This window comes from Entomomonas sp. E7T21, assembly GCF_058693955.1.
On record NZ_CP191672.1, the window covers coordinates 1,802,418 to 1,826,183 of the forward strand.

22 protein-coding genes and 1 tRNA gene are annotated in these 23,766 nt (G+C 35.8%); 19 read left to right on the forward strand and 4 right to left on the reverse strand.

Going from position 1 to position 23,766, the window contains the following annotated elements:
• Nucleotides 1-17: 17 nt before the first annotated feature.
• From ACQVD9_RS08800 to ACQVD9_RS08810, 3 genes are all read left to right on the forward strand, one after another.
• The gene (locus ACQVD9_RS08800) at nt 18-1,253 is read left to right on the forward strand and encodes an aspartate kinase (protein WP_264745669.1); all 1,236 of its coding nucleotides are present in this window, start codon (nt 18-20) and stop codon (nt 1,251-1,253) included.
• A 156-nt stretch (nt 1,254-1,409) separates the two neighbouring features.
• Nucleotides 1,410-1,598, forward strand: a complete 189-nt coding sequence (csrA, locus tag ACQVD9_RS08805) for a carbon storage regulator CsrA (RefSeq protein WP_201090329.1) — start codon at nt 1,410-1,412, stop codon at nt 1,596-1,598.
• 72 nt (nt 1,599-1,670) lie between these two features.
• A tRNA-Ser gene (locus ACQVD9_RS08810) sits at nt 1,671-1,761 on the forward strand.
• A gap of 608 nt (nt 1,762-2,369) precedes the next feature.
• Here ACQVD9_RS08810 and ACQVD9_RS08815 read toward each other — a convergent pair.
• A complete protein-coding gene (locus tag ACQVD9_RS08815; RefSeq protein ID WP_264745670.1) occupies nt 2,370-2,945 on the reverse strand; it encodes a GNAT family N-acetyltransferase in 576 nt (191 codons plus the stop codon).
• 288 nt (nt 2,946-3,233) lie between these two features.
• Between ACQVD9_RS08815 and leuC the strand changes: the two genes are divergently transcribed.
• From leuC to ACQVD9_RS08855, 8 genes are all read left to right on the forward strand, one after another.
• Nucleotides 3,234-4,664, forward strand: coding sequence for a 3-isopropylmalate dehydratase large subunit (leuC, locus tag ACQVD9_RS08820; protein ID WP_264745671.1), 1,431 nt, complete (start codon nt 3,234-3,236; stop codon nt 4,662-4,664).
• Between the two features lies 1 nt (nt 4,665).
• The gene (leuD, locus tag ACQVD9_RS08825) at nt 4,666-5,310 is read left to right on the forward strand and encodes a 3-isopropylmalate dehydratase small subunit (protein WP_264745672.1); all 645 of its coding nucleotides are present in this window, start codon (nt 4,666-4,668) and stop codon (nt 5,308-5,310) included.
• A gap of 10 nt (nt 5,311-5,320) precedes the next feature.
• Entirely contained in the window at nt 5,321-6,082 is a 762-nt protein-coding gene (locus ACQVD9_RS08830) for a class I SAM-dependent methyltransferase (RefSeq protein WP_264745673.1), read from the forward strand.
• Nucleotides 6,083-6,120: 38 nt separating this feature from the next.
• The gene (gene leuB / locus ACQVD9_RS08835; protein ID WP_264745674.1) at nt 6,121-7,203 is read left to right on the forward strand and encodes a 3-isopropylmalate dehydrogenase; all 1,083 of its coding nucleotides are present in this window, start codon (nt 6,121-6,123) and stop codon (nt 7,201-7,203) included.
• Nucleotides 7,204-7,257: 54 nt separating this feature from the next.
• Nucleotides 7,258-8,370, forward strand: a complete 1,113-nt coding sequence (asd, locus tag ACQVD9_RS08840; RefSeq protein ID WP_264745675.1) for an aspartate-semialdehyde dehydrogenase — start codon at nt 7,258-7,260, stop codon at nt 8,368-8,370.
• A 371-nt stretch (nt 8,371-8,741) separates the two neighbouring features.
• A complete protein-coding gene (locus tag ACQVD9_RS08845; protein ID WP_264745676.1) occupies nt 8,742-9,209 on the forward strand; it encodes a hypothetical protein in 468 nt (155 codons plus the stop codon).
• Between the two features lie 19 nt (nt 9,210-9,228).
• Nucleotides 9,229-10,728, forward strand: a complete 1,500-nt coding sequence (locus ACQVD9_RS08850; protein WP_264745677.1) for a multicopper oxidase family protein — start codon at nt 9,229-9,231, stop codon at nt 10,726-10,728.
• A gap of 286 nt (nt 10,729-11,014) precedes the next feature.
• A complete protein-coding gene (locus ACQVD9_RS08855; protein ID WP_264745678.1) occupies nt 11,015-12,592 on the forward strand; it encodes an EAL domain-containing protein in 1,578 nt (525 codons plus the stop codon).
• A gap of 23 nt (nt 12,593-12,615) precedes the next feature.
• Here the strand turns inward: ACQVD9_RS08855 and ACQVD9_RS08860 are convergent, their stop codons facing one another.
• Complete coding sequence (locus tag ACQVD9_RS08860; protein WP_264745679.1) at nt 12,616-13,317, reverse strand: hypothetical protein; 702 nt, start codon at nt 13,315-13,317, stop codon at nt 12,616-12,618.
• Between the two features lie 227 nt (nt 13,318-13,544).
• Entirely contained in the window at nt 13,545-14,102 is a 558-nt protein-coding gene (locus ACQVD9_RS08865) for a hypothetical protein (RefSeq protein WP_264745680.1), read from the reverse strand.
• A 206-nt stretch (nt 14,103-14,308) separates the two neighbouring features.
• Here ACQVD9_RS08865 and pstS point away from each other — a divergent pair, with 206 nt between their 5' ends.
• The 7 genes from pstS to phoR are packed head-to-tail and all read left to right on the forward strand — an operon-like array spanning nt 14,309 to nt 20,734.
• A complete protein-coding gene (gene pstS / locus ACQVD9_RS08870; protein WP_264745681.1) occupies nt 14,309-15,343 on the forward strand; it encodes a phosphate ABC transporter substrate-binding protein PstS in 1,035 nt (344 codons plus the stop codon).
• Between the two features lie 29 nt (nt 15,344-15,372).
• Entirely contained in the window at nt 15,373-16,329 is a 957-nt protein-coding gene (gene pstC / locus ACQVD9_RS08875) for a phosphate ABC transporter permease PstC (RefSeq protein WP_264745682.1), read from the forward strand.
• A complete protein-coding gene (gene pstA, locus ACQVD9_RS08880; protein WP_264745683.1) occupies nt 16,326-17,186 on the forward strand; it encodes a phosphate ABC transporter permease PstA in 861 nt (286 codons plus the stop codon). The genes pstC and pstA overlap by 4 nt, the downstream gene beginning before the upstream one ends.
• A 6-nt stretch (nt 17,187-17,192) precedes the next feature.
• Nucleotides 17,193-17,975 carry a phosphate ABC transporter ATP-binding protein PstB gene (gene pstB / locus ACQVD9_RS08885; protein WP_264745684.1) on the forward strand — a complete coding sequence of 261 codons (783 nt, stop codon included), beginning with the start codon at nt 17,193-17,195 and terminating at the stop codon, nt 17,973-17,975.
• Nucleotides 17,976-17,988: 13 nt separating this feature from the next.
• Complete coding sequence (gene phoU, locus ACQVD9_RS08890) at nt 17,989-18,702, forward strand: phosphate signaling complex protein PhoU (RefSeq protein WP_264745685.1); 714 nt, start codon at nt 17,989-17,991, stop codon at nt 18,700-18,702.
• A 2-nt stretch (nt 18,703-18,704) separates the two neighbouring features.
• A complete protein-coding gene (gene phoB / locus ACQVD9_RS08895; protein WP_264745686.1) occupies nt 18,705-19,403 on the forward strand; it encodes a phosphate regulon transcriptional regulator PhoB in 699 nt (232 codons plus the stop codon).
• Entirely contained in the window at nt 19,403-20,734 is a 1,332-nt protein-coding gene (gene phoR / locus ACQVD9_RS08900; RefSeq protein ID WP_264745687.1) for a phosphate regulon sensor histidine kinase PhoR, read from the forward strand. Before phoB ends, phoR begins: the two co-directional genes overlap by 1 nt.
• A 29-nt stretch (nt 20,735-20,763) precedes the next feature.
• Here the strand turns inward: phoR and ACQVD9_RS08905 are convergent, their stop codons facing one another.
• A complete protein-coding gene (locus ACQVD9_RS08905; protein ID WP_264745688.1) occupies nt 20,764-21,921 on the reverse strand; it encodes an alpha-hydroxy acid oxidase in 1,158 nt (385 codons plus the stop codon).
• 365 nt (nt 21,922-22,286) lie between these two features.
• Here ACQVD9_RS08905 and ACQVD9_RS08910 point away from each other — a divergent pair, with 365 nt between their 5' ends.
• Nucleotides 22,287-23,762, forward strand: coding sequence for an amino acid permease (locus ACQVD9_RS08910; RefSeq protein WP_264745689.1), 1,476 nt, complete (start codon nt 22,287-22,289; stop codon nt 23,760-23,762).
• The last annotated feature ends 4 nt before the right edge of the window (nt 23,763-23,766 follow it).

Sequence of the window (23,766 nt, forward strand, 5' to 3'; positions counted from 1 at the left end):
GTTAGGCAGTTAATATTATGGCATTAATTGTACAAAAATTTGGTGGTACTTCAGTCGGCTCTGTTGAACGAATTCAGCAAGTAGCGCAGAAAATTAAGAAGTTTAAAGCAGAAGGTAATGATCTTGTTATCGTTGTTTCTGCAATGAGTGGCGAAACTAATAGGCTATTAGGTCTTGCTAAGCAGATTACAGATCGTCCTAATCTGAGAGAGCTTGATGTAATGGTCTCTACAGGTGAGCAGGTTACAATAGCGTTATTATGCCTTGCTTTAGAGACTATTGGTGTACCTGCTAAATCGTATACTGGTGCACAAGTTAGAATACAAACGGATAGTTCTCATACTAAAGCGCGTATTTTAAGTATTGATGACCATAATATTAAAGCAGATCTTAAAGCGGGTAGAGTAGTAGTTGTAGCGGGTTTCCAAGGTGTAGATGATAATGGAAATATTACTACATTAGGGCGTGGTGGTTCTGATACTACAGGTGTAGCCCTAGCTGCGGCTTTAAAGGCTGATGAATGCCAAATTTATACAGATGTTGATGGTGTTTATACAACGGATCCAAGGATAGAGCCTAAGGCACGTCGTTTAGAAAAAATTACTTTTGAAGAAATGCTAGAAATGGCTAGTTTAGGTTCAAAAGTATTGCAAATTCGTTCAGTTGAATTTGCTGGCAAATATAATGTGCCATTACGTGTATTACATAGCTTTAAAGAAGGGTCTGGTACTCTTATAACAATTGATGAAGAGGTTTCTGTGGAACAGCCTATTATTTCTGGTATAGCTTTTAGTAGAGATGAAGCTAAGCTAACTATTCGTGGAGTGCCAGATACTCCAGGAGTAGCATCTGATATTCTAGGGCCTATCAGTGCTGCTAATATTGAAGTAGATATGATAGTTCAGAATATATCTCAAGATGGGACAACAGATTTTACGTTTACGGTATCTCGTAATGAATATCAAACGGCACTCGATATCTTAAATGATACAGCCAAAAAGATTTCAGCGCGAGAGGTTGCTGGTAACCTAGATATTGCTAAAGTATCTATTGTTGGAGTGGGTATGCGCTCTCATGCAGGTGTTGCTAGCCGTATGTTTGGAGTACTTGCTAAGGAAGGTATTAATATTCTTATGATATCAACTTCAGAAATTAAAATTTCTGTATTGATTGAAGAGAAGTATTTGGAGTTAGCAGTTAGGTCATTGCATACTGCATTTGAACTAGATGCACCAGATAAAACTTTAGATTAATTAAATGTTTTGAAACAAAAGGGTGCTTTTTTTAATTCATTATGCCCTTATTATTAAAGGTGATTGTTTTAAAAAAGTAAGGTTATAGTATTTCCATTTTGTGAAATATTATGTGTTCAATTTTACATCCTAGAAGTACTTGTGAGGAGATAGGGAATGTTAATTCTAACCCGTAAGGTTGGGGAAGCTTTAATGGTAGGTGATGATGTTAATATCACTGTATTAGGTGTTAAAGGTAACCAGGTTCGTATTGGTGTGAGCGCGCCTAAAGAGGTAGCGGTACATCGCGAAGAGATTTATCAACGTATTCAAAAGGAAAAAAATCAAGCTGTAAAGCCTGAATAGGAAAAATTTGAAAAAAATGAAAATTTTGCTTTTCAAATGACTAAAAAAAAGGTAGGATACGCCCCCAATACCGGAGAGGTGGCCGAGAGGCCGAAGGCACTCCCCTGCTAAGGGAGCATACCTCAAAAGGGTATCGGGGGTTCGAATCCCCCCCTCTCCGCCATAGGAATTATTAGACCCCTTGTTATTGCAAGGGGTTTTTATTTTGTATAACAAAAAAAGCTATCTGAATTGTATTTATAAAAATATCCAAACTATCTCCTTTATTAATACTCAACCAGTAAAAATAGTAATAATTAATATAATATTAAAGTTATTATGGAATACTGTGTTGATTAGAGAATAGTATTATTCTTTGTTTACATATATAAGCTAACGATGCGCTGTTTTATTAGGATAATAAAAAGTGTGAGTAAATAATAAAAAACTAGAATGTGCCATATTATGGATATAAAGCATATAATTTTTTAGCAATGCCTTTTTACAGCCAAATCCTTGCAAATGTATTAGCAGGGGGCTAGCTTTTAAATTTAAGACACTGTTGCCATGGGGCGCTACCCAAGATATGGCGCCCATATGATCCTATAACCCTTAAATATGATAAGCAAACGCGACGTTATGCTAAATTTTGGTTTAATATGTGTGATTAAAAGTTAAGAGATCATTTTTATTTGACGAACTCTAAAATAAGTCAGTTGAAAAACCAAGAGCATGTTAATTTAATGGAAAAACAATTTGTAGATTAAGATGCTTTATAGGTAACTTAATATATTAAGCTACCTTGTTTTGTTTTTTTCTAATAGCCCATTCTTCTGCTAATAGGCCATATAGCTCTGAATCACAATGTTCACCATGAATAATCCAACGTTGTTTTAAATAGCCATCTTTGTGAAAGCCTAAATGGTCTAATGTTTTGCCAGAGCAAGTATCATGTGGATCAATTTCAGCTTCTATACGGTTAAGATGTAAGTTATCAAAGGCGAAACTCAGAAACTCATAAAGTGCCTCACGCATATAACCTTTATTCCAAGCATGAGTTGCTAGACCATAACCGATTTCAGCGCGTTTGGCGTTTTTTAGAATATTAAATAATAAACATGTACCTATTAATTTATTATCACTTTTTCTGATAATACCTAGCGTTAGTTGGGTTTTAGCCTTCATTGCTTTATTGGCTTCATCTATTACTTTATAGGCACGTTCAATACATTTGATAGGATCCGTTTTCCAGTAGCGCAGAACTTCAGTATCAAACATTATTTTATATAAATCATGAGCATCCTGAGCGACAAGGGGGCGTAATAATAGTCGCGCAGTATTTAAAGTTGTTGTTGAAAATGAAGTCATCACAATATTCCTCTTTTATAGTTATACTCCTTATAAGGCTGTAAATTCTTCATTTATTATGGTTACTGTATATTAACCTTTAGTATAGTGTGGTTATTTTTTAGGTCTTTCTTTGTTGTTTTTTAAAAAGTATTTGTTTTAAATCAATTTTCTTTAATTGGTACTGGTAAATTTTCTATTCCTTTTGGTTATAGAATTAATAAAAATTATAAATTTGTTTTATTACTAATAAACCCCTACTATAGATACATATAAAAGATTAATAAATAGTTTTGATGAGGAAATATCATGTCTGCTAAGACGTTATACGATAAATTATGGGATCAGCACTTGGTCAAACAACGTGATGATGGTTCCGCTTTAATTTATATTGATCGCCAAATTTTGCATGAGGTAACTTCTCCACAGGCATTTGAGGGGCTTCGCTTAGCGGGTCGTAAACCTTGGCGAATTGATGCCAATATTGCTACACCTGATCATAATGTGCCTACTACACCAGATCGTAAAGGCGGTATTGAGTCTATTACTGATCCAGTATCGCGTTTACAGGTAGAAACCTTAGACAAAAACTGTGATGACTTTGGTATATTAGAATTCAAGATGAATGATACTCGCCAAGGTATTGTACATGTGATTAGCCCTGAACAAGGTACTACCTTGCCAGGCATGACCATTGTATGTGGTGACTCCCATACTTCAACTCATGGTGCTTTAGGTGCATTAGCGCATGGCATTGGTACTTCTGAGGTTGAACATGTGTTAGCTACGCAATGTTTAGTGGCTAAGAAAATGAAGAATATGTTAGTCAAAGTAGAGGGCAAATTGGCTGCGGGTGTAACGTCTAAAGATATTGTATTGGCAGTGATTGGTAAAATAGGAACTGCAGGTGGTACGGGGCATGCTATGGAGTTTGCTGGTAGTGCTATCCGTGACTTATCGGTTGAAGGCCGTATGACAATATGTAATATGTCTATTGAGGCAGGTGCTAGGGTAGGCTTAGTGGCTGTTGATGACAAGACTATTGATTATGTAAAAGGTCGTCCTTTTGCACCAAAAGGTGATAATTGGGATAAGGCTGTTGCTGCATGGCAAGATTTAGTATCAGATCCCGATGCTCATTTTGACACTGTAGTAGAGTTAGATGCTGCTACTATTAAACCTCAGGTAAGTTGGGGAACTTCGCCAGAAATGGTATTGCCAGTAGATGCGATAGTGCCTGATCCAGCCAAAGAAGTTGATCCTATTAAGCGTGGTTCTATCGAACGGGCTTTAAAATATATGGGTTTACAAGCAAACCAAGCGATTACTGATATTAAAGTGGATAAAGTATTTATTGGCTCTTGTACTAACTCTCGTATTGAGGATATTAGAGCGGCAGCAGAAGTAGCTAAAGGGCGTAAAGTGGCTGCTAATGTCAAATTAGCAATGGTTGTACCAGGTTCTGGTTTAGTGAAAGAACAGGCTGAACAAGAAGGTTTAGATAAAATCTTTATTGAAGCCGGTTTTGAGTGGCGTGAACCGGGTTGCTCTATGTGTTTAGCCATGAATCCTGATCGCTTAGAAAGTGGTGAGCATTGTGCATCAACCTCTAATAGAAACTTTGAAGGTCGCCAAGGTGCAGGTGGTCGTACTCATTTGGTGAGCCCTGCAATGGCTGCAGCAGCGGCAGTGACAGGCCATTTTATTGATGTTCGTGAATTAATGAAGGAAGGAGCATAAGATGAAACCCTATACTAAAGTAACTGGCTTAGTAGCTCCTTTAGATCGTGCTAATGTGGATACTGACCAAATTATCCCAAAACAGTTTTTAAAATCAATTAAACGTACTGGTTTTGGGGTGAACTTATTTGATGAATGGCGTTATTTAGATGTGGGCTATCCTGGGCAAGATTGCTCAACTAGACCTATTAATAAAGAGTTTGTACTTAATCAGCCTCGTTACCAAGGTGCTACGGTATTAATTGCTCGTGAGAATTTTGGTTGTGGTTCATCCCGTGAACATGCACCTTGGGCATTGGAAGAGTACGGTTTTCGTACTGTAATTGCGCCAAGTTATGCAGATATTTTCTTTAATAACAGTTTTAAAAATGGTTTATTGCCTATTATTTTAACTGAACAAGAAGTAGATGAGTTATTTAAAGCGGTAGAAGCGAAAGAAGGTTATCAATTAACAATAGACTTAGCTAGCCAAACAGTAACTACGCCAGAAGGTAAGCAATACCACTTTGAAGTGGATGCTTTCCGTAAGCACTGTTTATTAAATGGTTTGGATGATATTGGTTTAACTTTACAAGATGCTGATACCATTCGCAGCTTTGAAGAAAAACATAAGCAGGCGCAGCCTTGGTTATTTCAAAACAAGTAGAGTATAGCTGATGAAAGATCATAAGCAGGTGGTGGATAAACAGTTTGGTGAGCAAGCTAATGCCTATTTAACCAGTGCTGTTCATGCCCAAGGTGAGGAGTTTAGTTTATTACAACAGGCTGTTGCTAATTGTCAGCATGCAGATGTATTAGATTTAGGCTGTGGTGCAGGGCATGTGAGTTTTCATGTGGCGCCCTCCGTTAATAAGGTGGTGGCCTATGATCTTTCTGAATCAATGCTGGAAGTTGTTGCTGCAAGCAGTGTTGCCAAAAATTTAGGCAATATAGAAACAGTGCAAGGTGTTGCTGAATCCTTACCCTTTGCGGATAATAGTTTTGATTTTGTATTTAGTCGCTATTCTGCCCATCATTGGCAAGATTTAGGGATTGCTTTACGTGAAGTAAAGCGTGTGTTAAAACCATCAGGAATAGCGGCATTTATTGATGTAGTATCACCTGAACAGCCCCTATTAGATACCTATTTACAGACATTAGAAGTATTGCGTGATACTAGTCATGTGCGTGATTATTCTGTAGCAGAATGGGTAAGGCAATTAGGTGAAGCGCAATTAATTGTTACTAAGCACCATAAGCAAAAATTACGTTTAGAGTTTACTAGTTGGGTAGAGCGGATGCGTACTCCAGAGGTGTATAGATCGGCTATCTTAGCTTTGCAACAAGCAATGGCACAAGAAGTAAGAGATTATTTTGAAATAGATCAGCAAGGCTCATTTTCTACTGATGTATTAGTAGTATGGGCTACTAAGTTATAACTGGATATTTAATTAAAAAGTGAATTGGGAATATTATTATGAGTAAGAAAATTTTAGTACTACCAGGTGATGGTATTGGTCCAGAAATCGTTGCTGAAGCGGTTAAAGTATTAGATGTTATTAATGATAAATATAACTTAGGTTTTGAGTTAACAGAAGATGCTATTGGTGGTGCGGCTGTCGATAAATATGGTGTTCCGTTAGCTGACTCAACCTTAGCGACTGCTCGTGAAGTAGATGCTGTGTTATTAGGTTCTGTAGGTGGCCCTAAATGGGATACTATTGAGCGTAGCATTCGCCCTGAAAAAGGTTTATTAAAAATTCGTTCTGAACTAGGGCTATTTGCTAACTTACGTCCTGCTATTTTGTATCCTCAATTGGCAGATGCTTCTAGTTTAAAAGCTGAGTTTGTAGCTGGGTTAGATATCTTAATTGTCCGTGAGCTAACGGGCGGTATCTATTTTGGTGAGCCAAGAGGTATCCGCACTTTAGAGAATGGCGAACGTCAAGGTTATAACACCTTACCTTATCGTGAGAGTGAAATAGAGCGTATTGCTAGAGTGGGCTTTGAAATGGCGCAATTACGTAATAAAAAGCTTTGTTCTGTGGATAAGGCCAATGTAATGGAAGCTAGCCAATTATGGCGTGAAGTCGTTAATAATATTGCTAAGGACTATCCAGATGTAGAGTTATCGCATATGTATGTAGATAATGCAGCTATGCAACTGGTACGTTTACCTAAACAATTTGATGTGATCGTAACAGAAAATATGTTTGGTGATATTTTATCTGATCAGGCTTCAATGTTAACGGGTTCTATTGGTATGCTCCCTTCTGCTTCATTAGATGCCAATGGTAAGGGTATGTATGAGCCTAGCCATGGTTCAGCACCAGATATTGCTGGAAAAAATATTGCTAACCCATTGGCAACTATCTTGTCCGTCGCTATGATGTTGCGTTATACCTTTAAGCACACTGAATCAGCTAACTTAATTGAAAAAGCAGTAGGTTTGACTTTAGACAAAAATTTGCGAACTGCTGATATTATGTCTATAGGATGTGATAAAGTATCTACTTCAGAAATGGGTAATGCAGTTGTTGCAGAGTTAAAGAAGTTGTAATTTGTTAGTCACTGGGGCATTAATGCACTAAGTATTTAGAGGAAACAATATTATATGATGCGCGTAGGTTTAATTGGTTGGCGTGGAATGGTTGGTTCGGTCCTTATGCAACGTATGCAAGAGGAAATGGATTTTAATCTTATTGAGCCTGTATTTTTTACCACTTCTAATGTGGGTGGTGCAGCGCCTTCTATTGGTAAAACAGTAGATCCATTGAAAGATGCTTATGATATTGATGAGCTAAAAACATTAGATGCCATTATTACTTGCCAAGGTGGTGATTACACGACTGAAATTTTCCCTAAATTACGTAGTGCAGGTTGGCAAGGTTACTGGATTGATGCAGCTTCCACGTTAAGAATGGAAGATGACTCTGTAATTGTGCTTGATCCTGTAAACCGTAAAGTGATTGACCAAGCATTAGATGCGGGTAAAAAAGATTTTATTGGTGGTAATTGCACTGTTAGCTTAATGTTGATGGCGTTAGGTGGTTTATTTGAAGCTGGCCTTGTGGAGTGGATGAGTGCGATGACTTATCAGGCTGCATCAGGTGCTGGTGCGCAAAATATGCGTGAATTAATCAAACAAATGGGTGTTATTAATGATTCAGTAGCAGATGAATTAGCTAACCCTGCTAGCGCTATTTTAGAAATTGATCGCAAAGTGGCAGCTACTCAACGCAGTGCGAGTTTTCCAGATGAACACTTTGGAGTGCCTTTAGCAGGTAGTTTAATCCCTTGGATTGATAAAGAACTAGCTAGTGGTCAAAGTCGTGAAGAGTGGAAAGCACAAGTTGAAACGAATAAAATTTTAGGTCGCTCTAAAAATCCAATACTTATTGATGGTATTTGTGTACGTATTGGTGCAATGCGCTGCCATAGTCAAGCATTAACAATTAAATTAAATAAAGATGTACCTATGGAAGACATTGAAAGCATGATAAAAAATCATAATGATTGGGTGAAGTTAGTACCTAACCATCGTGAAATTAGTATGCAAGATTTAACGCCTACTGCGGTAACTGGTACTTTGACTGTCCCTGTTGGTAGATTACGTAAGTTAAATATGGGATCACAATATTTAGGTGCCTTTACTGTAGGGGATCAGTTGCTATGGGGGGCAGCTGAGCCATTGCGTCGTATGTTACGTATATTATTAGAACGTTAGTAATACTTATACTACCCATATACATTTATTAGGTTTTCTAACAAGATGTATATGGGTATATTTTTTTAAATTTATATATAAAATGATCTTAAGCATATTATTATTAAGTTACAGTTAAGCTTTTTATAGTATTTTCTTATTATATAAGACTTCTAATTCTTCTTTGAGTAGGATTAATCTATTACTATTTTAAATGGCAAATTAAGAGTATTATCTAGATTAATAACAATGAAGGATTGTATTTAAAAACTTTTTTAAAAATGATAAATAATCATATTACTTATGATTATAATCTATGGCATAATTTATAATTATTATAAGAGTAGTTTTATACATCATTATTTGAGTATAAATGAGGAGTTGAGTGTTCAATGTCGTATGTTGAGAATTGGAAGCAACAAGGGGTTATTTCGCTGTGGCGATATCAGTATCCTGATGACATTCACTACCCAAATTGGCACATAACAGCAGATGATATAGGTTGCCTCTCATTAATGTTATTGCTTAAAGCATTTGAAAAAGACCAAAAAATTAATCATAAAACGATTACCATTACTGCACCTAGTAATGAAATATTAGGTATTCCCAATAATAGAGTAGGTGTTGCCAAGTGGATTGCACCTAAAGAATGGCATATAAGTTTTTGTAAACAGTCTGAGAAATGGGAGTTTTCGGCTGGATTAGAGCCCGCTACATTAACAATTGGTAAAAATTGGCTTAGTGAAATTAGATGGGCTATTGATGGTATAATGACCGGAGAAAGTAATAGTTGGGTGGGTATCAACGATGGTAAAGAAGAAGTGTTATGGTATTGGAGGTACCCCAAAGCTAAAAAGTAACTAGTAAAAAGAGACCTTTATGCCGAATCAAAAACTAGTAAAAAAATTAAGTTATTTATTTATTTTTACTCTATCAAGTTCAATCAGTTTTGCTCAGCAACATAATCATCATACTTCTCATCAGGATCATAGCCAACATGCGGATATGGTGATGACTTCAAGTAATGAAGAATTATTATCAACAGATTTAATGCTAAAAGGGCAACCCTTACAACCATTACCCGTATTGACTAATAAGAGTAAACAACAGGGTGTGTTTCAGACGGATTTAATGATTATGCCAACCAAGGTTGAGCTAATCCCTAATAAACCTACAACTTTTTGGTTGTATGAGCAGAAGATTTTACCTGTCATTGATGTAATGGCAGGAACAACAGTAAAAGTTGCTATACAAAACCATTTACCCCAAGGAACAACTGTTCATTGGCATGGTTTACCTGTATCACCACAAGTGGATGGCAATCCTCAACACCCCATTGAAGTAGGTGATACAAGAAATATTGAATTTACTTTGCCAAAAGATTTTTCTGGTACTTATTGGTTCCATCCACATCCTCATGAGTATACTGCTGAACAGGTTTATAGAGGGTTAGCAGGTGCATTTATTGTGCGAGATCCTAATGACCCATTAAAAGCTATTCCAGAGCAAAATCTGTTTTTCTCTGATTTGAAATTAGATAAAAAAGGACAAATTGCTAGCAATACTATGTTGGATTGGATGAATGGTCGAGAAGGGCAGTTTCAGTTAATTAATGGCCAATATCAGCCTGTGATCAGTTTAGAAGGTACACAGCGTTGGAGAATTTGGAATGGTAATTCTGCACGCTATTTGAAGTTATCATTTCCTGAAGATCAAGTAGAGGCTTATCAAGTTGCTAGTGATGGTGGCTTATTAGAAAAGCCACAAGCCATTACTAGTATACTTTTAACACCGGGTGAGCGAGCAGAAATAGTATTAACACCTAAAAAGCAAGGTGATTTTACATTAACTGCTTTGGCCTATGATCGTGGTAAAATGGGTAATGTTGCTAAAGAGCAAGATTTACCTTTAGCTCAAGTAAAAATGCAGCTTAAAGATAAAATACTATTACCAGAAAAATTAAAAGATATTGCTGATGCGGCTAAATCTGCTGTAACTTATAAAGTTGAGTTTACTGAGGTAAATAATCCTAACTCACCAGCAGGCGTGGATTTCTTAGTTAATGGTAAAAAGCATGACTTAAAGCGTGTTGATTTCACTATCAAGTCAGGTGAAGTACAAGAGTGGGAGATTTTTAATAACTCCCATATGGATCACTCCTTCCATTTACATGGTCCTCAATTCCAAGTAAAAGAATATGAGTTAGCGGGTAAAGTAACTAAACCATTATTTAAAGAGCTAAAAGATACTATCAATCTAAAACCTTATGAGAAAGCGCGCATTGTGTTTGTAGATTATGATAAAGGTTTAAGAATGTATCATTGTCATATTCTAGAGCATGAAACATTAGGAATGATGGGGCAAGTCGAAATAAAATAATGTATTGATCAATAAGTCTATTTAACTAGCCTAGTTTGTTATAGCAACTAGGCTATTTTTTATAGTTGTTAGTATTGAATTTGGTTGTTTCTCAGTAACATGGTAGCTTTTGGCAACATTTGTCGACATTATCAAGAGCTGGTTAATATGACTAATATCTAATATACATGTTTTTAAAAATACTTAAATTAGCATAGATATAGACTAATTTATTATTTTGGAGGCATAAAAGTGCATATAAAGATTATAACTTTAAAAGCTACCTTAATTAGGTAGGCTGTTATTTATGCATTTGATGCATCATTTTTTACTAAAGGCTCGCTATTCCAATACAGCTCTTGCTGTTATTGCGATATTGGTATTTCTATTAGTTGTATTATTGTCTGAGTTTTATAACTATTATCGTATTAATGAGAACTATAGAAAACAGATTGTATTCGAATCAAACCGTGTAATTGATAAACTTAATTATGTTTTTGATGAAGCGAATAAAATTACACACAATATAATAGGAATGAAAGATATTCCTTGTAAGTTGGAAGAGTATAGTTTTAAAAAGTTAGTGGCTACAAGTAATGTAATTAGATCTGCAACATTAACACATAATGATGTTATCTATTGTTCGTCTATCTATGAATTAATTCAAAAAAATTATGTTAATCTGAAGCGTTATCTACAAGAACCTCTTAATTTATTTGAGTCCAATCATTTGACTCCGAATACTCCCGTTATTAGTTATAGTATTAGAGATGGAGATTGGGGAGCGTTTGTTGGAATTCATGGTAAAGTAATAGCAGATATCTTACAGACATCTGAATTTCAAAAAGAAAGTTTTATTATTATTAATAATAAGTTGATAGGTGCAGATAATACTGTATCAGTAATTGAAGATTCTAAAGTGCAGGAATGGCTGGGTTTTCATTCTAATAAATATCCGTTTAAAGTTATGGTAAATTATATTGCTATCAAAAGTAATTACCAAACTATTCAATCTTTTATTATATTAACAATAGCATTGTTAATATTGGGCATTATTGTACTTCTTTATATAGCAATGACTGCAGCCAAGCGAGAGTTCAAACGGGCTATTTTAGACAATGAGTTGGTTCCTTATTATCAATTAATTATTTCTACAGCGGACTATCGATGGCATGGCCTTGAAGTACTAACAAGGTGGCAACACCCAAAACATGGTTTAATTACACCCAATAAATTTATTGGTTTAGCGGAGCGTACTAAACTTATTATTCCTATGACAAAAGGCCTTATGGAAAGAGTAGCAAATGAATTAACGCCTTATGTTTTTTCTCTCCCTAAACCATTTTATGTTAGTTTCAATATTCATGCTTCTCATCTAGATGATCCCGATTTATTAACTGACTGCCAACAGTTTTTAGCTAGATTTCCAGCTGATACAATCAAACTAGTATTAGAATTAACTGAAGGTCAATTTGTTAAATCATCTGATAAATTAGACAAATTAATAGATAAATTTCATGAAATAGGTGTTTCTATCTCAATAGATGACTTTGGAACAGGCTATTCTAATTTGGGGTATTTGCAGAAATATAAAATTGATAATTTAAAAATTGATAGAATGTTTGTATCAACTATTTATAAAAAATATTCAGCTACTTATTTGCTTGATACCATTATTAGTTTAGCTAAAAATATGGAGATGGATATTGTAGCAGAAGGTGTTGAAACAGTAGACCAATTATATTATTTGAGTAATCAAGGGGTAGAGTATATTCAGGGGTTTTTATTTAGTAGACCTTCACCTATAGAATATACAATTAAATCCTTGCTTAAACCTTATAATGCTCCTTTGCCATATCAACAGTTTTCAATGTTTAGTGAGTAGCTTGTCACTTGTAAACAGTAAAATCATTGTACGGGTAAGAAAGTTAAGAATAGCAAATTATGTACATAGTTGGTGCCAACACGTCGATAACGTTCATCTAGCATAGCTGAAACTAAATCTAAGCGAGCAGTTATTTTGGCTAGTTCAATGGCAAAACTTAAATTATAGCCTGTAGCAGATATCTCATTAGAGATAAGCAATGGTTTACCATCTAAACTTTTACGTTGTTTAAGCATCCATTGGGCAATTTCTACATTACGAGCAGCATTAAATATATGTTCAGCATCAACAACATCAGACAAATAAAATTTTGTATGGTCGCCATGGGCAACAATAATCATTGTAGCCAAACCATAAATTAAAGCACCTGCTCGGTCACCTGTATAATTTGGATCTAGGGCAACATACAGTGCATCAATACTTGTTTTATTATCTAGGCCTGGTAGAAATTTATCATGTTCTATAGCATCAAATACTACTTTTCTAGCCTGCTCTAAGGAGTTGGCTGTTTTTCGCCATTCTTGAGGGTTGCGTTTATAAAATTTTTCTAATAAAACATAAAGGGCATGCAAGTTATTACGCATGGCTATAGTAGTTACACGGTTAGCATCTGTTTGTAATAATTCACCAGCAGCTACATTACTATGGTTGGTAACAATTTCTTGTCGATCAAGATCAGCATCACTGAAATTAGTTTGACAGGCCGTTAAAGCTAGTAAAAACATTACTATAAAAGGATACTGGATAAACTTTCTAGAAAAATACATTAGCTATTTTAATTAATTCCATATGATTTCTAATGTATTATAAAGCGCTCAGCCTTTTTTTAAAGTTATTAGTGATAAAAAATTTATTAAAATCAATAGATGATAAGAAATTATAAAAAATTAGAGCTCAATAACCTTAGCTAAGTGTTTTTCGTTAAACGAGAGTTAATTCAGTGATTTTTTATTCAATATGATTCTTTTTTTTCTGTAATGTACAAATAAGTAAAAAGTAATCCAAGAAAGAAGTACACAACAGCATTTTTACGTTTATTGTTATAAGGACTAGAACTATCAGATATAACAGCAATATAGTTTAATGGTAGATTGATATTAGGGTTATCAGGATCAAATTTAATTTTTTCTTTAAATATTCCTCCTCTATTGATTTTTGCATTGGGTAACCAAACCACTCCTCCACGAAAAACATTCGCTTCTCCATAAACTTCAATATTGTTATGATAGGTAATATTATTAACAGTAAAAGTATATTTGTAATAATAAGTAAGTGGTGCAGAGAAGAAGGTTCTACTTTGAGGGGTGCTTGTATTAATATATTCTATTTCACCGTCAACAATACAACTTTCAGAATTACAATCAAGTTCTGTTAAAAGTTGCGCATCTGTTTTCATTCTACCATACACAATTTTTTCTTCTTGATGGGTACTATAATAAACCCAGATAGGTGCTATGAAAAAAAATAATATGCATACTTTTATTATTAAAGATTTAAAATTTTTTGGCATAGATTATTATTAAATTCCATATTATCGACTGATAGTAACATGAGCATAAATTTTTTACAATAATTTACAAAATAGCTATTAATATAGTGGTGGATATTAAAAGTACAGGAGGATATTTCTAACAAAAAATAATTTTACAGTTGTGTCATAAAACTGTCACAAAACTTTGTCATGATACGCATAACTTAATAATAAAGGTGAGTATTATGCGCTTAACATCGATCTTAAAAACACTTGGTTTAGCCTCTTTGTTAGTTGCTTTACCTGTGGCCGCACAAGATATTACAGGTGCAGGAGCCTCTTTCCCTGCACCTGTTTATGCAAAGTGGGCAGATAGTTATTATAAAGAAACAGGTAATCGCGTTAATTATCAATCAATAGGTTCCAGTGCAGGTGTTAAACAAATATTAGCTAAAACCGTTGATTTTGGTGCTTCTGATGCCCCATTAACTGATGAAAACTTAGCTAAAGAGGGTTTAATACAGTTTCCTACCGTAATTGGTGGTGTGGTGCCTGTTATCAATGTTAAAGGCATTAAAGAAGGACAGTTAAAATTAACAGGCGAAGTATTAGCTGATATTTATTTAGGAAAAATTACCCAATGGAATGATGAAGCTATTAAAAACTTGAATCCTAGCCTTGATTTACCTAATGCCAAAATTACGGTAGTGCGTCGTGCGGATGGTTCAGGTACCAGCTTTGTATTTACTTCTTACCTAGCTAAAGTAAGTACAGGCTGGAAAGATCAAGTAGGGGCTGGCGCAGCCGTTAAATGGCCTGTAGGTGTGGGTGGTAAAGGTAATGAGGGGGTCTCTGCTTTTGTTATGCGTTTAGCTAACTCTATTGGTTATGTGGAATATGCCTATGCTAAACAAAATAAAATGGCTTATGTGGCTTTAAAAAATGCGGCTGGTAACTTTGTAGTTCCTAGTGATGATGCCTTTAAAGCTGCTGCTGAAGGTATTGATTGGGAAAAAACCTTTGCTCAAGATATGACTAATGCAGCAGGGGATCAAGCATGGCCTTTATCAACAGCAACTTATATCATCCTTTATCAACAAACTAATAAACCAGCACAAACAGCGGCAGCTTTAAAATTCTTTAACTGGGCATTAGAAAAAGGTGATGCTGCTTCTGCCGAGTTAGATTATGTGGCTTTCCCAGAAACAGTGAAGAAAACAATTCGTAATAGTTGGTCTAAGATAGTTGATAGTAATGGTACAGCAATTAATTATAAGTAGTCAGATTACTAAGGATTATTATATAAAATATGCAATCTTTTCCTAGTCGTAAGCATTCCCGTTATGGGGATGCTATCTTTGCAGGGCTGTTTCGTGGTGCTGCTATTTTAACTTTAGTCATGCTGGCAGGTATTATTATTTCCTTGATTATAGGCGCCATACCTGCGTTTAAAGAATTTGGTTTAAGTTTTATTTGGAGTAATGAGTGGGATCCTGTACAGGACAAGTATGGGGCACTGGTAATGATTTATGGTACGGTGGCCACTTCGCTTATCGCATTACTTATTGCTATTCCTGTTAGTTTTGGTATCGCTGTATTTCTTACCGAATTAGCACCTAATTGGTTAAAACAACCCTTAGGTACAGCTATTGAACTATTAGCGGCTATTCCTTCCATTGTGTATGGTATGTGGGGGTTATTAGTCTTTGGACCTTTATTAGCTGAATATGTGCAAACACCCTTACAAAGTCTACTAGGTGATGTACCTTATTTAAATGTTCTAGTATCAGGTTATCCTGTGGGAATAGGTATTTTTTCAGCAGGTATTATTCTTGCCATTATGATTATTCCCTTTATTGCCTCAGTGATGAGAGATGTGTTTGAAGTAACGCCTCCATTATTAAAAGAGTCAGCCTATGGACTAGGTGCTACTACATGGGAAGTAATTAGAAATGTGGTATTTCCTTATACCAAGGCGGGTGTAGTTGGTGGAATTATGCTTGGTTTAGGTAGAGCATTAGGGGAAACCATGGCCGTTACCTTTATGATTGGTAATATGAACCAATTAGAGTCAGTGTCTTTATTTGAAGCAGCTAATAGTATCACTTCTGTATTGGCTAATGAGTTTGCTGAGGCAAGCCCAGGTTTACATCAAGCGTCATTAATTTATCTAGGTTTGATCTTATTCTTTATTACCTTCCTAGTACTTTCTTGTTCAAAGTTATTCTTAATGAAATTACAGAAAAATGAAGGAGGGCGTACATGAGTTATTTTAGCCCTCAAAAAGTTAAACAACATAAACGTCGTAAATTTAAAAATCATATTGCCTTAGCTTTATCATTAATGGCTATGTTATTTGGGTTGTTTTGGCTAGCGTGGATATTATTTGAAACCATCTATTTAGGTGTTGGTGGCATTAATATAGCGGTATTTAGTGAAATGACCCCTCCGCCTAATGCAGAAACAGGTGGTTTAGCTAATGCCATTTGGGGTTCGTTCCTAATGGTATTAATGGCTACCTTAATAGGCACACCTATCGGTATTATGACAGGGGTTTATTTATGTGAGTACGGTGGTAAAGGGATTATTGCCAGCGTGACCCGTTTTATTAACGATATTTTATTATCAGCACCTTCCATTATCATTGGCCTTTTTGTTTATTCATTAATTGTACTACCCTTTAAAGGTTTCTCTGGTTGGGCTGGTGTTGTGGCATTAGCATTGATTGTTGTACCAGTGGTAGTGAGAACTACTGAAAATATGTTAGCGCTTATTCCTAATTCATTGCGAGAGGCGGCTTATGCACTTGGGGCACCAAAGTGGAAAGTGGTATTAATGGTAACAATTAGGGCTGCTAGTGCCGGTATTATTACAGGCATATTGTTAGCTATTGCTCGTATTGCAGGTGAAACAGCCCCCTTATTATTTACTGCACTGTCTAATCAATTCTGGACCAGTGATTTATCTCAACCGATGGCAAGCTTACCTGTCACAATCTTTAAGTTTGCGATGAGTCCCTTTGAAAATTGGCAAAAATTAGCGTGGGCAGGAGTCTTTATTATTACCTTTGGCATATTGATTCTCAATGTTACAGCACGTATTTTATTTAAGAAGAAAGGTTAATTACTGATGGTCAACAAACCACACAATGAAACAATTAAAACGAAATTAGCAATTCGTGATTTAAATTTTTACTATGGTAAGTTTCATGCATTAAAAGGAATTAATTTAGATATTCCTGAGAAAAAAGTAACCGCATTTATTGGCCCATCAGGTTGTGGTAAATCAACTTTATTGCGTACCCTTAATCGAATGTTTGAGTTATACCCAGAGCAACGAGCCGAAGGTGAAATTTTAATTGATGGTGAAAATCTTTTAACCAGTAAAGAAGATGTAGCTTTAATTAGAGCGAGAATTGGTATGGTATTTCAAAAACCAACCCCTTTCCCTATGTCTATTTATAATAATATTGCTTTTGGCGTAAAACTATTTGAAAAGCTCTCTAATGCAGAAATGGATGACCGTGTAGAGTGGGCTTTAAATAAGGCAGCCTTATGGAATGAGGTAAAAGATAAACTTCACCAAAATGGTGCTAGTTTATCTGGAGGTCAGCAACAGCGGTTGTGTATTGCCAGAGGTATTGCAATTAAGCCAGAGGTTTTACTACTAGATGAACCATGTTCAGCCCTAGACCCTATCTCTACAGGTAAAATTGAAGAGCTTATTCATGAGTTAAAACAAGACTATACGGTGGCTATCGTAACCCATAATATGCAGCAAGCAGCACGTTGCTCCGACTATACCGCTTATATGTATTTAGGTGAGTTAGTTGAAGTGGGCGAAACAGAGCAATTATTTTTAAAACCCCAACGTCAAGAAACAGAAGACTATATTACTGGCCGTTTTGGTTAATAGGAAATAGATTATGACTAATAAACATCTTTCAACCCAATTTGATGCAGAACTAAATAGCATCTCTACTCAGATTATGGAGTTGGGTGGGTTAGTTGAGTCACAAATGACTTTAGCCATTACTGCATTAACGAGTTTTGATATTGAAGTATCAGATAAAGTCATTGAACTTGAGCATAAAGTAAACTCAATGGAAGTGGAAATTGATAAAAACTTAGTATCCATGATTGCCCGTCGTCAGCCAACTGCGCGTGATCTAAGGCTATTAATGGCTATTTCTAAAACCACTAATAATTTAGAAAGAGCGGGTGATGAAGCTACCAAAATAGCGCGTATGGTCAAGTCAATTATTGAGCATGGCATCTCTAGAAACCTAATGGGTGCAGAGTTGCGCTTTATGGCCAATTTAGCACTAGATTTATTGCATAAATCATTAGATGCCTTTGCTCGACTAGATATTAAAACCGCGCTTTATATTATGCGTAGTGATAATGAAATTGATGTGGAGTTTGGTGGTTTTACCCGTAAACTAATCACCTATATGATGGAAGATCCTCGCATGATTTCTCCTAGCTTAGATCTACTGTTTATTGCGAAAGCTTTAGAGCGTATTGGTGATCATGCAAAAAATATAGCAGAGTTAATTATATATATCGTTAAGGGAGAAGATGTTAGGCATGTAGCCATGGAAGAAATTGAATCTATTACTAACAATTCAGAGGGTTAACTATGGCACGTATTTTAGTGGTTGAAGATGAACCTGCCATTGCAGAATTATTAGCTATTAACTTAAAGCATGCAGGTTTTGATTGTGTAGTAGTAGATGATGCAGATAGAGCACAACAGGAAGTGGATAGTATATTGCCTGACTTGGTATTACTTGATTGGATGTTGCCTGGACAAAGTGGTATATCTTTAGCAAGACGCTGGCGTAGTAATGAGCGGACAAAACAAATCCCTATTATTATGCTAACCGCCCGTAGTGAAGAGTTAGATAAAGTACAAGGGTTAGATGCTGGTGCCGATGACTATGTAGTCAAACCTTTTTCTACCCAAGAATTATTGGCTAGAGTGCGTGCATTATTACGTCGTAAACTACCCGAAGTAAGTGCAGAGCGTGTATCATTAGCTGGACTAACCATAGACCCTGAATTATGGCAAATTGTCTATAAAGGGGAAGAGGTTAAGCTAGGCCCTACCGAATTTAAGTTATTAAACTATTTAATGCATTATCCTAATAGAGTACATAGTCGAGGCCAATTATTAGATAAAGTATGGGGGCAACATGTATTTATTGAAGAGCGTACTGTTGATGTCCATATTAAACGCTTACGTGAAGGGTTAGCTATTGTTAAAGCCGATCATTTAATAGAAACAGTAAGAGGGGCAGGATATCGTTTTAATGCGCCTAAAACTGAGAGTGAATAATGAGTTTTTATAAACCACTGTTTTGGTTATTAATCTATATTATTGTAGCGGTATTTATTGATGTCTATTTGGGCGCTCATTTGGCAAACCCAATTATTGTAGTTATAGGCATCTTTGTTTTTGTTATTGGTTGGTTATGGTTTAATAAAAAACAATTTAATCTTTTAATTAGTTGGTTAAAGCAAGGTGCTAAAAATAAAGACCAATATCATTTTGCTGGTAATTGTAAAGAAATAGCAGATTATGTTGAGCGTTTATTAAAACAACGGGATCAGGAAAACCAACATAGCACAGATCAATTAAATAAGTTATTAGGCGCTATTCAAGTTTCACCTAATGGGGTGTTATTACTCGATCAAGACTATAAAATTGAATGGTGTAATGCCACCGCTGCACAACACTTTAGTTTAGATTCTGAGTTAGACTTACAACAGCATATTACTAATTTAGTAAGAGATCCTAAATTTATCGCTTATTTAGAAAGTAATAACTATCAGAAACCTTTAAAGCTAGCATTAGGCCATGATGAAGGGCAAAAACTATTAATCCAATTGCATCCCTATGATGAAGGGCGCTTACTGCTACTAACCAATGATATTACTCAATTAGAGCGTGTTGAACGAATGCGGCGTAATTTTGTGGCGGATGTATCACATGAGATTAGAACGCCCTTAACTGTACTAAGTGGCTTTATTGAGACGATTCAGAATTTGCCATTAGATGAGGCTGAGCGTAAACACTATTTAGATTTAATGCAACAACAAGGTGACCGTATGCAGTCACTGGTTAACGATTTATTAACCTTAGCTCGTTTAGAAGATAGCCCGCCACCACCTATGGATCAATGGGTGTCTGTAAAAAGTATCTTAGAGCATACGAAAAATACTGTACAAGAATTATCAGCAGGTCAGCATAAGATTACCGTTAACAGTTTTGATAATGTTGCCATTGCAGGTATTGAATCTGAGCTTATTAGTGGGGTAGCTAATATTGCTGTTAATGCGGTACGTTATACCAAACAAGGTGGTAATATTGATATTAGTTTTAAACTGATTGATGGCGAAGGTGTGTTTCAAGTTAAAGATTCAGGTCAGGGAATTCCCGCACAGCATATTAAAAACTTAACCCAACGTTTTTACCGTGTGGATAAAAGTCGTTCTCGTGATACTGGGGGAACAGGGTTAGGCTTGTCGATTGTAAAGCATATTGTGTTACGACATGGTGGACGTTTAGATATTAAAAGCATAGAAGGCAAAGGCTCTAGCTTTAGTCTAGTTTTTCCAACTAATAGAATTAAGCAACTAGAATCACAAAATAGCCAAGCTGGTTAATGATAATTCACTAACCAGCTTTTTATGCTTTATAAGTGTGGGATAGTGCTGGGAATAAGAATATCTTGATTAACTTGGTTGATATCAGTTAGGCCACAAAAGGCCATGCTTAGATCAAGCTCATTGCGGATAATGTCTAAACACTTGGTAACACCTGCCTCTCCCATAGCGCCTAAACCATAAAGATAGGCTCGGCCTATCAATGTTCCTTGCGCCCCTAAGGCAATAGTTTTTAGTACATCTTGCCCTGATCTAATACCACTGTCTAACCATACCTCTGTGGAAGAATTTTTTAAAGCTTCAACAATAGAGGGTAAGACCTGAATGCTTGAGCAAGCACCATCAAGCTGGCGGCCACCATGATTGCTGACAATAATAGCATCAGCCCCTGACTCAGCAGCAATTTTGGCGTCTTCATCATCTAAAATACCTTTAACAATCAGTTTGCCACCCCATGCTTTTTTTATCCATTCTAAATCTTTCCAACTTAGGGTAGGGTCGAATTGTTGGCTTGTCCAAGAAAATAGAGAGCTAGGGTCATCTATCCCTTTAACATAACCAACAATATTACCAAAAGAGCGACGTTTAGTTTTTAGCATTTTCCAACACCAAGCTTGTTTAGTTAGAAGATTGAGCCAGTTTTTTAAAGTAGGTTTAGGTGGCACAGATAAACCATTTTTTAAATCTTTGTGGCGTTGACCTATTATTTGTAAGTCTAAAGTGACCATTAGTGCATCACAACCAGCCGCTTTAGCTCTATCTATAAGACTTAGCATAAAGTCTCTATCACGCATTACATAGAGTTGGAACCAGAAGGGTTTTGCTACATGGGTAGCAATATCTTCCATAGAACAGATACTCATAGTAGAAAGGGTATAGCGACAGCCAAAGTTAGCTAATGCCCTAGCCGCTAGTATTTCGCCATCTGGATGAACCATCCCAACTAAACCTGTTGGAGATATAGCTACGGGCATAGTCATATCTATACCTAGCATACTTCTTTTAAGGGTGCGTCCTTCCATATTGCGAGCTACTTTTTGGCGTAGTTTTATTTTTTGAAAGTCTTCTGTATTGGCTTTATAGGTAGATTCTGTCCACGAACCTGAATCTACATAATCATAAAACATCTTAGGTACACGACGTTTAGCAATAACACGTAGGTCTTCGATATTAGTTATGACAGTCACTTTCATTACCTTATATTTAATGTTTACTATTGTGATAGATAAACATAATAGATAGTTTTTATGTGGATTAGTTTTATACTAAGTTTAATTTAGATAAAATGTAATTAACAGCAATAAAAAATATGCATTTTCTGGGTTAATAGCCACCTAGTTATAGCTTTAACAAAAAAATAATATAAGAATAAGGTGTTTTTTTAACAAGAAGACATGATAGTAATTCAATTCGTTTAATTAATAACTATCAGCTGACATTGCTTTAATAAGTTTTTTAAATCAAATGGTTATGTTTATTTTAAAATCTTTTAAGCTATTTTTAAGATAATTTGTTAAAATCCGCGCTATTTTTAAAATTAATAAGGTTAATGATGACTCAGGCAACAACAAATAATAAAACCTCATTAAAGCGATCATTAAAAGCACGTCATCTATCTATGATAGCCATTGGGGGCTCTATAGGTACGGGGCTATTTGTTGCATCAGGAAAAACCATTGCACAGGCGGGCCCTGGTGGTGCTTTATTGTCCTATATTGTTGTAGGCATAATGGTTTACTTTATTATGACCAGTTTGGCAGAATTAGCTTCTTTTATGCCAACCCCAGGCTCGTTTGCCACTTATAGTGCAGAGTATGTGGATGAAGGCTTTGGTTTTGCAATGGGGCTTAACTATTGGTATAACTGGGCAGTAACCATTGCGGTTGACCTTGTTTCGTTGCAATTGGTAATGGCTTATTGGCTACCTGATGTAGCAGGGTGGAAGTGGAGTGCTATCTTCCTGCTGATTATGTTTTGGCTAAACTATATTTCTGTAAAAGGATTTGGTGAGGCAGAGTTCTGGTTTTCATTAATTAAAGTGGTCACTGTGGTTGTGTTTATTGTACTAGGGTTATTAATGATCTTAGGCATTATGCAGGGTGGCGATACAGGTGGCTGGAAAAACTGGACGATGGGCGATGCCCCGTTTGTAGGAGGGTTCTCCGCCATAATAGGGGTAGCCATGATTGTTGGCTTCTCGTTTCAAGGAACAGAGTTAGTAGGTATTGCAGCCGGTGAGTCAGAGAATCCAGGTAAAAATATTCCGATTGCAATCCGTCGTATTTTCTGGCGTATTTTATTATTTTATGTATTTGCTATCTTTATTATTAGCTTTTTAATTCCTTATACAGACCCACGCTTATTAAGCAATGCAGAATCTGATATCGCAGTAAGTCCATTTACGTTGGTATTCCAACATGCTGGTTTATTATCAGCTGCTACAGTAATGAATGCAGTTATTTTAACAGCAGTACTTTCGGCAGGTAATTCGGGAATGTATGCATCATCACGGATGCTCTATGCACTGGCTCGCGATAGAAAAGCACCTGCTATTTTTGCCCGTTTATCAAGCAACGGTGTACCACGTAATGCACTACTTGCGACTACCTTAATTGCCATGTTGTGTTTCTTAACCTCGATGTTTCAAAGTCAAGAGGTCTATGGATGGTTATTAAGTATTTCAGGTATGACAGGCTTTATTGCTTGGTTAGGTATTGCTATCAGCCACTATCGTTTTAGAAAAGGTTTTGTAAAGCAAGGCTTAGATTTATCTAAACTACCTTATAAGGCAGGTTCTTTCCCCTTTGGACCTATATTTGCCTTTATTATTTGTATGATTATTGTAATAGGGCAAGATTATCAAGCATTTTGGGCTGATAATATAGACTGGAAACGAGTGATTTCTACTTATATTGGATTGCCCTTATTCTTTGCTATTTGGTTAAGTTATAAATTCATTAAGAGAACTAAATTTGTTCGTTATGAAGAAATGAAATATCCAGAGTTTAGAGAAGAAGATGAGAAGTAATCAT